Source organism: Alistipes sp. 56_sp_Nov_56_25 (genome assembly GCF_001915285.1).
GTDB classification, from domain to species: domain Bacteria; phylum Bacteroidota; class Bacteroidia; order Bacteroidales; family Rikenellaceae; genus Alistipes; species Alistipes shahii.
Genome location: NZ_MNQF01000004.1, coordinates 1 through 13,723 on the forward strand (window position 1 = coordinate 1; position 13,723 = coordinate 13,723).

The window sequence follows — 13,723 nt, forward strand, 5'->3', positions numbered from 1 at the left end:
AGGCACTTATAAAACACTGAACATGTCGTTACGTCATGTTGCCAGACATGCTGGTCTGTCGTTCAACCCGACGATCCACATGGCGCGGCATACCTTTGCCACAACGGTCACGCTTACGCAGGGCGTACCTCTGGAAACGGTCAGCAAGATGCTGGGACATAAACATATCACCACGACCCAAATCTACGCCCAAATTACCAATGACAAAATCGGGCAGGATATGGCGGCGTTGAGCGAAAAACTCGACAGCGTCTTCAAGATTGCTCAATAACCCGGCGTTATCCCGGAATATCGTATATCTAATATTCCCTATTTCCGCCGGCAGGGAATTAAACACCGGAGCTGAAAATCCGCAAGGCCATGCGAATCGCCCGAAAGGCGAGCCTTGCGGATTTCCATCTCCGGCATTTTGCTGGCCGCTACCGTCGGAATAGGCGACTTTCTGCGCCCCGGACGCTACCCAACGGGCGGCTGCTCCGCAGCACGCATATCAGAAGCCCGAAGTAACCGGTCATTGCATTGCCTGTTCAAAACGGTCGTCTGTTGTTCTTTTTTTCGTGGAGATAATTCAGCTCGTCGCTGTAAATTGCGATTACGAAGCGCAGCATATTGTCGGCCAAAGCCGTAAGCCTTGTCGTGTCATCACCCAACAGGTGGAGTATTTCCGACACTTTGTGCTTGGTTCGGGTACTGACATAGATCGCCGAGCGGTTACGGCAATCCACCGACGCGAAGAACGTGCGTTCGAAATCCGGCAGCGCGATCTTTTTACGCCGGAATCCGGAAGACTCCTTTACGGGAGTCGTTTGGGTGCCGACGTCTGTTTTTTCAGCAGTCGGTGCCGATACTCCGGATACCGTTTCCGATGTGTTTCCCTCAGGAGTGTCCGTATCTTCCTCTTCCGGTTCGGGAATCCTGCGGACGACTTTCGAATCCAAAGGGGCCTGTCCGGCGATCATCTGACGCATCAGCTCCTCGTCGACTTCGATACGGGGATGTTTAGAAGGATTGGGTGCAGGTTTGTCTGTTTCTTTCAATGAATCCATGGTGCAACGTTTTTGAGATTGATTGTTAGCTATACTGTCGTAAAGCGTGTATGTCCGGTTTTATGTTTTAAACCATTCAAAATACCGTTTTCCGTTTCATGCGGTTTATATCGGGATAATGACCGGAATAAGAAAACCGACCTTTCATGCTGCAAGATACAACCGACTGAAATACCTCGGTTCCGATGTCCGCTCACGACCGCTCCAGTCCGCACCGATGGCTTTTTTTTGCGCCCGGACGGTTGTAATATTGCACCGGGAACCGACCCGTCCCCGGAAGCCGTAACGGAGGAGTTTTCAAACTTTCGATAGAAATTCTCCGGCGCGGATTTTTGTTTCTGCAAAGAAACAGCGAGCTGTACCTTTGTATGCCGAAAAGTTTTTCGGCATACGAAAGGTGCTCGCTCTGCGAGGCCGGGTGGCGTTCCCGAGTCACGCCACTTAAACTACCAGACTGATGACAACCACAAAAAAGAGGATCGGACGCCCGACAACGACAGATCCCAGAATCCACAGGTATAATTTCAAACTCACCACGGAAGAGAATATCCGCTTTAAGCAGATGCTTTGTAAGGCGGGATTGGAGCATAACCGCAGCCGATTTATCGTAAAACGCATCTTCGGCGAGGAGTTCGTTGTCGTTAAACGCGACCCTTCGAAAGTGCAGTTTATTGCCCGTCTGAATGACTTTTATTTCCAATTTCAAAAGCTCGGGAACAACTATAACCAGATTGTAAAAGCCATCAACGCGCACTTTTCTAACGTTGCTATCCCGCATCAGATCGCTATGCTGGAGCAGCGAACCCGCGAGTTGAAGGCCCTGAGCATCGAGATTCTGAACCTCACAAAACAGGCTAAGGAATGGTTGCGAATATAAGATCGGGCTCCTCGCCCGGTGGAGCGTTATACTACAATAAGGAGAAAGTGGATAAGGATGAAGCCGAGGTGCTGCTTTGGCAGAAGATGCTCGAACCATACGATAAATGCGGACGCCTTGATATTGACGTCTGCATGGAGAGCTTCATGCCGTACCTCGAAGCCAACCGCAGGACTACGAACACGGTTTTCCATGCCTCGCTGAACCCTTCACCGGAGGACAGGCTGACAGACGAACAGCTCCGGAAAATCGCCGTACATGGAACGCATGGGTTACGGCGAACAGCCTTATATCGTTTTCAAGCACAAGGACATTTCCAGAGAGCATCTCCATATCGTGTCGCTGCGCGTCGATGAGCAGGGCCGCAAACTCCCGCATGATTTCGAGGCCCGACGTTCGATGGAGATATTGCGTGATCTGGAGTGTAAATACGGCCTGCAGCCGAGTGTCAAGGGGCAGGAACTGACGGACAGGGAGGGCCTGCGGAAAGTGAATTATCCCGAGGGGAATGTCAAGCAACGGATCTCGTCCGTCGTCCGGTCGTGCCTGCGAAATTACAAATGCTCGTCCTACGGAGAGTTTCGCACGCTGCTGGAACGCTTCAATATTTCGGTCGAAGAACGTACGGGAACTATCGACGGCAGAAATTATGCGGGGATTATCTACGGTGCCCTGACCGACGACGGATATGGAATCGGCACGCCGTTCAAATCGAGCAAAATAGGGAAAGATGTAGGTTATAAAGCCCTTCAAAGGTATTATGAAAACTCGAAAATAAAACTGAAAAAAGAAGGCACACTCGACCAGCTGCGGCAAACGGTCAAAGATGCTATGAGTCCGAACAATACACGGGACGAGTTTCGGCAGTTGCTCAAAGCGGAGAACATCGACGCGATCTTTCGCATCAACCCGGTCGGCAGAATCTATGGCGTGACTTTCATTGACCATAACAAAGGTATCGTTGCCAACGGGTCGGTATTGGGCAAAGAGTTTTCGGCGAATGTCTTCAACGAATTGTATCCGGCTCCGAAAGAGGTGCGGCAGGTTGCAGAACGACAAGCGGAACAGAAACACGAAGAGCAAAACCATGCCGCCAATCCTATTTCTGGCATTGTCGATACGGTATTGGATTTGGCCGACACGCGGGCTTATGAAGAACAGCAACGGCTGATACAACGGCGAAAAAAACGGAGATCACATAAGTAAGGGATATAGATGTATTAAAAATTATATGATATGTTCACAGGGTTGCATCATTCATTTTAATCACGGCATGCCTCACATTACGGGATATATGATGTCGAGCATCAGATATGAAGGGCGTATTTTCAATGTCAATGTCGAATCCTTCGAAAGGAAGAGGATTGATTGACGCAGTTGTTTTCGTTATGTGGAAGTCGCTATAATAATGTCAAACAGGAGCCATAAAGTCCGGCTTTTTATTTAAATAGTTTGTTTCTTATCCAAAATTCTTATCTTTGTAAATGAATACCTTATATTTCAGACGATATGCGCAAGGATGCTGTGCCGAAATAAAAATCGGGAACGCTATTTGATCGTCAAACTGAAAAACCAAAGCTATGAAAAAGATCATTTGTCTTATCGCAATGGCTCTGTTTACCGTGACGGGTTGTACGTCCGTGGAGATGAATCAAACAAAGACTGATACCCCAGATGATAATACGCAGGGAAACGCTACTACTTTGTCCTGCGCCGATTATACGCTGAATCCTCTTTGGAACTGGGCTGAAACGCCCGCCAATCAACTGATCGTGATTCGCAGCCAAGCGGAACTGGCGGATTTTATATTTCCCAACGACAAATTGCCCGAAGATATAGACTTCGAAAAGAACACGCTCCTTTTGGTTGCAGGACAGGCCACAAACGGAATCGAAAGCGTCAAAAAAAACTTTGTAAAGGCGGATGCTCAATATATATATTCCGTAACTTTTCTGCTGAACGACACCACCGAAGCCCCGAAATGGCGTGTAGCGCAGTTGGTTCCGTTTGTTCCGAGCGAAGCGAAAATATCGCTCGATCTGGAGATTAATTAGCCTCCTCCTGCTTTGCCAGCAGATAGTAGCAGGTCGTCGTGAAAAAATTTCTCACATAAGGTATTTTCCCGATAACTGGAGATAGTATGCGCGGTTTCAATCCGAATTTCACTTGATAATTCGGGTTTATGAAATATAGCCGCTGATTCACTATACGTAATCCCGTTGCCGTTACTAATTTATGGAAACCCTCGATAGTGATGCGCGTATCCCGAATTTCAAAAAAACATTTCACAGTACTTTCCTTTTCGCCGCATGCCCTGAACACGAAACGGAAAAGAGATCGGGGCAACAGGTGGATGTAAGGACAATTGGCGATAATCCGGTTCTTCGCCATTTGCTGATGTCCCCCGAACGGCATTTGCCATGCGGGGAATCCCAGATACAAAAGGCCGTCAGCTTTCAAAAAGGATTTTAAATGCAACATCAACCGCTCTTTTTCGGGAATATGCTCCAACGCATCGTGCAGGATAATCAGGTCGTAAGGTTGTGTGTCGCTGTAATCGAAAATGTCCGAACAGATAAACGTCCCTTTCAACCCCCTTTCGGCGAAAAGTGTCTTTGCGGTTTCGATTGACGGTTTATGAATATCTATTCCTGTTACCGTGGCCCCCTTTGCCGCAAAAATGGAAAGAATGCCGCCAAAGCCGCAACCGACCTCCATTACCCGGCAGTTACGGCCGAATTTCAAGGATGTGTGCTGTTCAATGTAAGGGAGATAATAGTTCCGGCAGGAAGTTGCTGTTTCTTCAAAGTAGGCGGAACGATCCTGATGGCGTGTTTGCATGGTGGAAATTTGAAAAAACAAAGGCGGAGAATCCGATTCTCCGCCTTATCGGTAAAAATTACTGTAAGGAAAGTTCTAATGACGAAGTGAGTTCGACGGTAAAAGGTTGTGTGATAATAATGCTCTTGGCGTTGGTAAACGTCAGCTTGGCATTATTCTTAACGGTTACGTTCGTCGCGGAAATCTCATCACCCGAAATAACAGTATCGGTTGTTACCGTCTTGTCGTTGAAATAGACGGTAGAACCTGTGTTTTTTGCCTTTATAACAGCGGCGTAAGCATCTACCAAACCATAGCCCATTTGGTTGTTCCAAGTTCCGTTGGTGTGGCCCGATTGGGTCGTATAGGAATAGTTGCCACACTTTTTAGCCGTACTTTCGATAATATCCGCAACCTGCTTTTGCGTCAAATCCGGATTTACGGAAAGAACCAATGCGGCAACCCCTGCGACAAGCGGACAAGCAAACGAAGTCCCGCTAATGGCGGATGAATAACCGCTATTAGTGGTGGTTGTAATAACATCCTCACCCGGTGCAACAACATCCAGAGCAGAACCATAATTGCTGAACGATGCCCGCATACCGCTGCTGCTGATTGCACCCACCGCTATAACTTCGGGATTACAATTTGCCGGATAACCAACGGTCGATTGATAATCATTGCCTGATGCAAACACAACGACGCACCCCTTTCCCGAACGTCCGTTTCTCAACGCATTGGAAATAGCATCGTCAATGACTTGGTATTTGACCGAAGAACCCCATGAATTCGAAATAACGGCAGCGCCATTATTGCAGGCAAAATTGATTGCATCGGCCCTTTTCTGCCGACTGTCGGGATTTCCCATAAGCGTATTACTTATAGACATCAGTTTGCAGTTAGGAGCTATTGAAGCGATGCCGATTCCATTATTGGTTTTAGCACTGATAAATCCAGAACAATTAGTCCCATGAGTGCCATAAACCTTGCTCGGACGAGTTCCGGTTTCACTGTCGTAGCTGATTGTGTGGACATTCAAATCGGGGTGATCTAACTGTATTCCATGATCGACAACAGCGACAATAATGTTTTCAGATCCTAAACTTTCTGCCCGCGCGTTTTCGAAGTTAATGTCTACTCCAGCGGTCGCCGTGTTTTTCAAATGCCACTGCGAACTGTAAAGCGGATCGTTTACCACGGCATATAAGTCATCGTCACACATCAAATCCGGCTGACAAGCCTCGAAAAGCCCGGTTTCATAAAATATGTTAGCCATGTCCAACGCATTGCCTGCGGATTCATTGGTGCAGGAAAGCGTGTACCAGTCACGCATATATCCGTTTCTGCCGAGTATCGTCACTTTGTTTTCTTCGGCGAACTGTTGGAGAGTACGCAAATCTTTTATAGATTTCACTTTTACATAAAATAGATGGCTCAATCCCGCTTCTTTTCCGTCGGGTAACGTGAAATAGGGGGCAGAATAAATTATAGCTGATGATTTCGCTGCGTTTAAATCATTTGTGGAAATCGTAGCCCAACTATAATCCTCCGCAGGCAAAGAGTTGTTTTCGTCGATTGGCTCCAAATGAGATGAAAGAACAACTTTCTGCATAGAAGTTTCCGCCTTGCTTGTGCCCGGTGCGGACGCTGTAAAGAGCGATGATAAACTATTGGCATCCGATGTTTTAAAAAGGATGAACTGTTTATCATTTTTCGGGGTCAGGTAAATTTTCTCTCCGTTATACCAATAATAGGTTCCAGTTACACCCGCGGCCCTCGTTTGCGGAGAACCCTCGTTCAGTTCTTCCGGCGACTTCTGGCAACTGGTGAATACTATTATCGACAGAAAGAAAATACCGATTATATTCAGTATTCTTTTCATAATAATTGGCGTTTAATTATTTTCCGGATTTGAGCGCTTCGATTTCTGCTTTCAGAGTTTCGATCTGGCTGTTAAGCTCCTGAATCGACTTGGTAAGCAGAGGAATCAATGCGCTGTAATTTACGACGCGGTGGCCCTCGCAATCCACGGCCACGATGTCGGGAAGTACCTGCTCGATCTCTTGGGCAATGAATCCCATTTCTTTGGGATTGGAAATACCCGTCGAACGTCGGCTGGTCTTGAAATAATGCGCCTTATCGGCCCATTCAAACGATACGGGACGCAGTTGCGCAAGGGTTGCCATTGCGTTACCTAACGACTGGATATTAGTTTTCGAAGCGGCATCGGAGTTCGTATAGACGTTACGGGCGTACAGGTCGATGAAACCGCCATTCTCCGTATCGTAGAGTACGAGTTTGTCGGAGTTGCTGGAAACGCGCGAATCTGCGGGGCCGAGGTCGAATTTTATCATCCGATCGCCGAATTTCCAACAATGTGCCCAACCCTCCCAATTAGTCATATATCCGTTATAACGCTCCATAGCGTTATAAACCAAATAACCATTCTGATATCTTAATTGTGCATGGCTATTAAATGCGATGAAACACAATACAATTAATGCTAATACTTTTTTCATGGCCTTGAAGTTTAAGTTAGTAGTGAATTTTTGTGTGTGTAATAAAGACTTGCACTAGAGAGTTTGGAATATGGTGGATTAGCAGTCTGACAATACGACTAGTAGCTACTTCTGTCCTCCCTTTCTTTGTCTTACATTGTGTTATTCGATGAATAAATCACCTGCAAAAATATTTTTGTCTATCGACAGTTCGATCGTGTAAAATCCCGGTTCCAGTTCGGGGATCGGAATGATGCTTTTCCCGTTGAAAAGGTCGAACTGTTCTGTAACCTGACCATAGTTGCCGGAAATTACCAACAGTCCCGTTTTACTCTCTGTGCCCGATGTAAAAATGACCTCTATTATATCCATCGAACGATCATAGAATACAAGCGGTGTGTTTTCTGATAGACAAACGGGGCCGCCGCCGACTTTTACCTGCTTGACGATAACCGCTTCTTTTGCTTGCTGCTTGCCGCCACCATATACTGAATGGATGCCGGAAAACAGCATGAACAAACCTACAATTACGAACATTGCAAAAGATAATTTTTTCATAAGTTTATTCGATTTAGAGTGAGATATTTGTGTATTTCAAAATTAGAGCAAATGTCCCCGAAACCCAAAAAATAAGGGCCGCTAAAAATTTTTCAAACAAGGAGAATTCCTGCCTGAAATACAGGCTATTATACACATCAAAAAGCCCGAAAATTTTTCAGTTTTCGGGCCTTGCTCTAATATGCTCTAAATCAGCAAATTACCAGCAAATCTTTATTGTCAACAAGTTTTGCTGGCAAAAATATTGATTATCTGATATTTACGAAATAATATTGAGAATCACATCTTTGGTTGTAATATGCGAAGCTATTATTTTCTTTTTCAAATGGAACTTCCGCATGTATATTGTTTTTAGCGTTTCATTGGTAATAACGCTTATCTGTTGCGGTGAAAATCCGGCATAGAGCAGGCATAGCAATTCCACGAAACATGGCTTGATTTTCGGATATTCGGACTTGAAATTAGAAATCACATTATCGTATTGTTGATTTAGGGTATTCTCTAAATCCGATATTATCGTTTTATCCAAAATCTTTTCGGATAAAATGCCTTTGACTTTCTTGGTAAGAGCCGGGGAATTTTCAAACTCGTAATAGGTTTTTGCAAGTTCTTTCAGGACTTGAAAGCGCGTATTAAGCAGTTCACTAATTTTTGCGGCATCGGGTATTTGCAATTTGGTCTTATTTAGTTCTTCAATCAGCGTCAGATATTCCTCGATTCTTTGTTTCTGCATCTTATTTCTGCGGTAGAAGATATAAATAATGCCGCAGATCGCTATGACTGAAACCAAAGCGATAATATAAATTACATTTTGTCTTACACTGGAGCGATAGCGTTCAAATTCCAAGCGTTCGTCTTTATATCGCAGTTCGGTTTCAGCCGCAGAATTATTCATATAGCTTAAATGTATCGAATCACATAAAGCAAGACACTCCTTCTGCATATAGCAGGCCGCTCGGTAATCCTCATTTAGCGTATAGGCTTCGGCAAGGAGAATTTTAGCTGCCGCATCGTTTTCGCGCGGCCCTCCAATATTGGCTGAAATCGCTGCGTTCAAATAATATTCGGCGCTGTCCGGTTTATTGATACGCAAATAATATTCCCCCAAAACACAGCAATCATTCGGCGATAAATCATCCGACAACTGGAGAAAACGGCCTACATAATCGTTGGTTTCGTTGGTTACGCCTTTGTTCGAAAGAATCCCGATTAAACAACGCAGGCAGTACACCTGAAAATCCTTATACCCGAATTGTTCGGATAGATTCAATGCTTCTCGATAATCCCGGAGCGCGTTGTCGTCTTCGTTCTCCATGTAGTAAACAGCGGCAATGGCAATTTTAGCGCTGACTTGGTGTTTGGTTTTATTTGCAGCCTGATAGTTTTCGTAGGCTTCTTGATAATAAAACAAAGCCCTTTGATAATTATTCTGCTTCAAATTCAATTCTCCTAACACGAAGTTACATACTCCGATTAGGTAAGGATCATCTATTATATCCCGATACTCCAACGCTTTAAGATATGATTCGGTTGCTTTCTGATAATTATTTGTGCTGTATTCCATGCGCCCCAGACAATACCAAGAAAGGAACTTTTGTCGGTTCGTGCCTTTGCGCATGAAATAGTTTACTGCAGGACGGAGCATCGAATCGGTATCTATGGTTTGTCCTGTTTTATCCAACGCCAGCGAATAAAGCAGCCCATAATGTGCTTTAGTCGATTTTTTGCGAATACTGCCGGGGACGATAGCTTGCAAGGAGTGTAACGCACTGTCTGGGTAATCGTTAATTATTTCCTGCGTGCGTTCTAGTTCTTCGGCTATGTATTTGCTCTCGGAACATGAACACAAGCATAGAAAAAAGGCGCAAACATAAATAAATCGTTTCATAAACAGCCCAAATAATTATTATCCAATATACGAAAAAATACCGACTTAACTGGTATTTGACAAAATTAACGTGGCATATATATTGAAGGTTCTGGAAGAGGCATAAATTCGCAAGAACCTATACTTTACGTGAGGCCCTTTCTTCTTGCTTTTGAACTTAAATCATAAAGAGGTGAATCTTAGAATGTTTTCGATGCATTGTTTGATTTGCCAATTCCAAAAATTTTTCGTATCTTGCAGTAGGTTATTTGAAATGCGGTATTTGAGCGCAAGAAGCTGAAAATAAACCGTTGCCTTTTCGTTACCTATTATCCCTATACAAAAATGTAACGACCCGATAAATCAAGTCGTTACATCACTTTAATCCCACACTCTCAGGAGCCGGGCTGTTTTGTCGTTGCGGGGATCGTCGGTCTATTTGACGCCGATTTTCTTGAGAATCGCCTTCGGAACGGCGTTTTTGTTGACCAGCACGGTCATCGTCTTGTAGGCGACGAACGGGCGCGAGAAATACCAGTAGCCGTCGTAGGGACCTGTCGTGTTCCACGAGTTCTTGACCTTGTAGTAGGGCGTTCCGTTCTGGTCGGTGGCCGTGCCCACGATCTGCATGCCGTGGTCGTCGGTGGTCTCGTAGTTGTCGTAGCCTTTCTGGCGAAGCTCCTGCGTGACGGTGCGCTCCCTGCCGGGTTTGTCGAACTTGTAGAGCGCCTCGTCCTTCTCCTTCTGGGTGAGTTTGCCCCACTTCTCGGCTTCGGTTCCCTGCATGCCTTCGAGGTCGGCTTCAGGGACGATGCCCAGACCTTTGGTGCGGCTGAACCCCTTCTCGCTCACGTCGGTTCCCCAGGAGATCGTGTAACCCTTCTCCAGCGAGTTGTCGATGATCTGCATGAACTCGTCCAGGGGCACGTTCCATACCTTGTCCCAGTTCCAGTTGTCGGGGACCTCCATGGCGAACTCCGTGTAGAAGGGGTGGTGGGTGAACGAGGTGAACTCGATGTAGTCGCCGAGGTCGATCGGCAGCGACGCGGCGAACGACGCCGGGGTGTACTCCCTGCCCCGGTAGGTGAACTTCCCGGGCATCGGGCCGAAATAAGCGTCGAGGATGCCGTTCAGCCCGGCCTGCCAGGCCGTCGTGAGGCGGCTGTCGCTGCGCTTCCCGCCGGCCTTGATCACCGCGTCGGCGTAGGCCTTGATCACGGCGTCGATCTCATCGAAATTGGGTTTGTCGTAGCCGTAGTTCAGTCCCGGATAGACCTCCTCGGGGACGATGCCGTACGCCTCGATGCCGTGCAGCACGTCGTGGGCCTGTCCGCCGACGGCGAGGTTCAGCGAGCCGTGCAGGCGGACGTATTTCACGGCCTTTTCGAAGTAGATGTTGCGCACGATCCACATCTCCGAAAGGTCCAGTTCGGGACCTCCGGCGCGGAGGATTTCGCTTTCGAGGAACGAGAGGGTCGAGTAACACCAGCAGGTTCCGCTGCGGCTCTGGTCCTTGACCGGGGTGACGGGCAGGATTTTGACGTCGGTGAAACGGTAGCCTTCCGGGGCGGCCGTGTCGGGCGTTTGTGCCGCGGCTCCGAGTGCGTAGCAGAGCGCAAGTGCGGCGAGAATCGGTTTTTTCATCAATCGTTCGGTTTTCGGTGTTTGCTTTCTTGCGGGTCGTTTCGCAGTCCCGGTACGGTTTTCCGTTTCGCGGCCAGACCCTTCCCCTCTTGTCCGGGGCGGTTACTTTTTCGATCCTGCGACGATCTTCAGACAGTCGTCGAGGGTGAGTTCCTCGGGCTTCGCTCCCTTCGGCAGGCGGTAGTTTTTGCCCTTGTAGGCGATGTAGGGTCCGTAGCGGCCGTTCTTGACGAGCATGTCGGCATCTTCGGGGAAACTCTTCAGCGGCGTGTTGGCCGCGGCCGCGGCCGCCTGGTGTGCGCGGACGATCTCAACGGCGCGGTCGTAGCCGATCGTGTAGGGGTCGTCGGTCTTTGCCAGCGACGCGAACGACTTTCCGTAGCGCACGTAGGGTCCGTACTTGCCGATGCCGACCATCAGCTCCTCGCCGTCCAGCTGTCCCAGGTCGCGGGGCAGGGCGAAAAGCTCCAGCGCCTCTTCGAGCGTGATCGACTCGATCAGCTGGCCCTTTTTGAGCGACGCGAAGCGTCCCTTCTCGCCTTCGTTCCCTTCGATCTCGACCATCGGGCCGTAACGGCCGATGCGCGCCTTCACGATGTGCCCCGTCTTGGGATCGTTGCCCAGAATGCGCACTTCGCGCGTCTTGGCGGTCTGCGTCGTGATGGCCGAATCGACCATCTTGTGGAAGGGACCGTAGAACTCGTCGATCATCTTGTCCCAGGTGATGTCGCCCTCGGCGATGCGGTCGAACTCCTTCTCTACGCTGGCCGTGAAGTTGTAGTCGATGATCGGGCCGAACTGCTCCTCCAGGTAATCGTTGACCACCATGCCGATGTCGGTCGGCGAAAGTCGGTTTTTCTCTTTGCCGTAGTTTTCCGAGAGGGTCTTCGAGGCGATCTTTTCGCCCGTGAGCGTCAGCTGTGCGTAGTTGCGCTTCTGCCCGTCCCTGTTCTGTTTGACGACGTAGCCGCGGTTGATGATCGTGGTGATCGTCGGGGCGTAGGTCGAAGGACGGCCGATGCCCAGCTCTTCGAGGCGTTTGACGAGCGAGGCCTCGTTATAGCGCGCCGGAGCCGAGGTGAAGCGCTCCGTGGCGGTGATCTGCGACGGGAGGACCCGGTCGCCGGCCGTGAGTTTCGGCAACAGCCCCTCGCCGCTCTCGGCAGCCTGGTCGTCGTCCGTGGATTCGGAGTAGAGGCGCAGGAAGCCGTCGAAACGGACCACCTCGCCCTGTGCGACGAACTGGTTCGAACTGCCCGACATGTCGATGGTGATGGTCGTGCGGTCCAATTCGGCGCAGACCATCTGCGAGGCGACCGTGCGCTTCCAGATCAGGTCGTAGAGCTTCTTCTCGGCGGGCGTGCCCTCGATCTCCTGACGCTCGATGTACGACGGGCGGATGGCCTCGTGGGCCTCCTGCGCACCTTTGGTCTTGGTCTTGTAGTTGAACCAGCGCGAATATTTCTCGCCGTAGAGTTTCGTGATCTCCTCCTTGCACTGGGCCAGCGCCTGCTGCGAGAGGTTCACCGAGTCGGTACGCATGTAGGTGATCAGACCCTGCTCGTAGAGGTGCTGCGCGACGGACATCGTCTGCGATACGGACATGCCCAGCTTGCGGCCCGCCTCCTGCTGGAGCGTCGAGGTGGTGAACGGCGGCGCGGGGTAGCGCTGTGCGGGTTTCTCCTCGGCCTTGGCCACCGTGAATGTGGCGCCGATGCAGCTTTGCAGGAAGGTTTCGGCCTGCGCCTCGGTTTCGAAACGCGACGAAAGTTCGGCCTTGAAGAGCGTCTTCTCCGGGTCTCCGGCGGCGTAGAACTGGGCCACGACACGGAAATAGGCTGCCGAGCGGAAGGCGATGATCTCGCGTTCGCGCTCCACGATCAGGCGCACGGCGACCGACTGCACGCGGCCTGCCGACAGCGCCGGACGTACCTTCTTCCACAGCACCGGCGACAGCTCGAAGCCGACCAGCCGGTCGAGGATGCGGCGTGCCTGCTGGGCGTTGACCAGGTCCATATTGACCGTGCGCGGCTTCTCGATGGCTTCCAGAATCGCCCGCTTGGTGATTTCGTGGAAGACGATGCGCTTGGTCCGGTCGACGGGGAGACCCAACACTTCGGTCAGGTGCCATGCGATGGCTTCTCCTTCGCGGTCCTCATCGGAGGCGAGCCAGACGGTCTTCGACTTGGCCAGTTTCGTGAGTTCGTCGACCACTTTCTTCTTGTCGCCGGGGATTTCGTATACGGGCTTGTAGCCTTCTCCGATATTGATGCCGAGATCCTTCTTCGCAAGGTCGCGGATGTGTCCGAAGCTCGATTTTACGATAAAGTCCTTGCCGAGAAACTTCTCGATGGTCTTGGCCTTGGCGGGGGACTCTACGATTACTAAATTTTCCTGCATTGCTGTTTTGATG

11 protein-coding genes and 1 pseudogene are annotated in these 13,723 nt (G+C 49.3%); 4 read left to right on the forward strand and 8 right to left on the reverse strand.

What is annotated here, in order from left to right; all coding sequences use genetic code 11:
- The coding region (locus BHV64_RS02805) for a tyrosine-type recombinase/integrase (RefSeq protein ID WP_288115545.1) at positions 1-271 on the forward strand (271 nt) is incomplete at its 5' end.
- A 256-nt stretch (positions 272-527) separates the two neighbouring features.
- On the opposite strand, the gene BHV64_RS02810 is transcribed toward BHV64_RS02805, so the two are convergent.
- Positions 528-1,046 (reverse strand): DUF3408 domain-containing protein, encoded by a 519-nt coding sequence (locus BHV64_RS02810; RefSeq protein ID WP_018695195.1) that lies wholly within the window; start codon positions 1,044-1,046, stop codon positions 528-530.
- A gap of 457 nt (positions 1,047-1,503) precedes the next feature.
- On the opposite strand from BHV64_RS02810, the gene BHV64_RS02815 reads away from it, so the two are divergent.
- The 3 genes and pseudogenes from BHV64_RS02815 to BHV64_RS02825 all read left to right on the forward strand — a co-directional run bounded on the left by BHV64_RS02815 (position 1,504) and on the right by BHV64_RS02825 (position 3,977).
- Positions 1,504-1,923 (forward strand): mobilization protein, encoded by a 420-nt coding sequence (locus BHV64_RS02815; protein ID WP_018695194.1) that lies wholly within the window; start codon positions 1,504-1,506, stop codon positions 1,921-1,923.
- Positions 1,924-2,069: 146 nt separating this feature from the next.
- Positions 2,070-3,129: pseudogene (mobB, locus tag BHV64_RS02820) on the forward strand (conjugal transfer protein MobB).
- 374 nt (positions 3,130-3,503) lie between these two features.
- Positions 3,504-3,977 carry a hypothetical protein gene (locus tag BHV64_RS02825; protein WP_018695192.1) on the forward strand — a complete coding sequence of 158 codons (474 nt, stop codon included), beginning with the start codon at positions 3,504-3,506 and terminating at the stop codon, positions 3,975-3,977.
- Here BHV64_RS02825 and BHV64_RS02830 read toward each other — a convergent pair.
- The 7 genes from BHV64_RS02830 to topA form a co-directional block, all read right to left on the reverse strand.
- Entirely contained in the window at positions 3,970-4,764 is a 795-nt protein-coding gene (locus BHV64_RS02830; protein WP_019150831.1) for a class I SAM-dependent methyltransferase, read from the reverse strand. The two genes, BHV64_RS02825 and BHV64_RS02830, sit on opposite strands and share 8 nt — an antisense overlap.
- A 58-nt stretch (positions 4,765-4,822) precedes the next feature.
- Positions 4,823-6,625, reverse strand: coding sequence for a S8 family peptidase (locus BHV64_RS02835; protein ID WP_018695190.1), 1,803 nt, complete (start codon positions 6,623-6,625; stop codon positions 4,823-4,825).
- Between the two features lie 16 nt (positions 6,626-6,641).
- The gene (locus BHV64_RS02840) at positions 6,642-7,262 is read right to left on the reverse strand and encodes a tail fiber domain-containing protein (RefSeq protein ID WP_227901104.1); all 621 of its coding nucleotides are present in this window, start codon (positions 7,260-7,262) and stop codon (positions 6,642-6,644) included.
- A 141-nt stretch (positions 7,263-7,403) separates the two neighbouring features.
- Positions 7,404-7,799 (reverse strand): hypothetical protein, encoded by a 396-nt coding sequence (locus tag BHV64_RS02845; RefSeq protein ID WP_178846880.1) that lies wholly within the window; start codon positions 7,797-7,799, stop codon positions 7,404-7,406.
- 259 nt (positions 7,800-8,058) lie between these two features.
- Positions 8,059-9,687 (reverse strand): tetratricopeptide repeat protein, encoded by a 1,629-nt coding sequence (locus BHV64_RS02850; protein WP_019150834.1) that lies wholly within the window; start codon positions 9,685-9,687, stop codon positions 8,059-8,061.
- A 414-nt stretch (positions 9,688-10,101) separates the two neighbouring features.
- Complete coding sequence (locus BHV64_RS02855) at positions 10,102-11,310, reverse strand: aminopeptidase C (RefSeq protein ID WP_022061682.1); 1,209 nt, start codon at positions 11,308-11,310, stop codon at positions 10,102-10,104.
- Positions 11,311-11,412: 102 nt separating this feature from the next.
- A complete protein-coding gene (gene topA, locus BHV64_RS02860; RefSeq protein WP_138265788.1) occupies positions 11,413-13,710 on the reverse strand; it encodes a type I DNA topoisomerase in 2,298 nt (765 codons plus the stop codon).
- Between the last annotated feature and the right edge of the window lie 13 nt (positions 13,711-13,723).

Bases quoted from the DNA above. Each gene is read 5' to 3' on its own strand.
- BHV64_RS02810 (WP_018695195.1), bottom strand. From the start codon at position 1,046: ATGGATTCATTGAAAGAAACAGACAAACCTGCACCCAATCCTTCTAAA.
- BHV64_RS02815 (WP_018695194.1), top strand. From the start codon at position 1,504: ATGACAACCACAAAAAAGAGGATCGGACGCCCGACAACGACAGATCCC.
- BHV64_RS02825 (WP_018695192.1), top strand. From the start codon at position 3,504: ATGAAAAAGATCATTTGTCTTATCGCAATGGCTCTGTTTACCGTGACG.
- BHV64_RS02830 (WP_019150831.1), bottom strand. From the start codon at position 4,764: ATGCAAACACGCCATCAGGATCGTTCCGCCTACTTTGAAGAAACAGCA.
- BHV64_RS02835 (WP_018695190.1), bottom strand. From the start codon at position 6,625: ATGAAAAGAATACTGAATATAATCGGTATTTTCTTTCTGTCGATAATA.
- BHV64_RS02840 (WP_227901104.1), bottom strand. From the start codon at position 7,262: ATGAAAAAAGTATTAGCATTAATTGTATTGTGTTTCATCGCATTTAAT.
- BHV64_RS02845 (WP_178846880.1), bottom strand. From the start codon at position 7,799: ATGAAAAAATTATCTTTTGCAATGTTCGTAATTGTAGGTTTGTTCATG.
- BHV64_RS02850 (WP_019150834.1), bottom strand. From the start codon at position 9,687: ATGAAACGATTTATTTATGTTTGCGCCTTTTTTCTATGCTTGTGTTCA.
- BHV64_RS02855 (WP_022061682.1), bottom strand. From the start codon at position 11,310: ATGAAAAAACCGATTCTCGCCGCACTTGCGCTCTGCTACGCACTCGGA.
- topA (WP_138265788.1), bottom strand. From the start codon at position 13,710: ATGCAGGAAAATTTAGTAATCGTAGAGTCCCCCGCCAAGGCCAAGACC.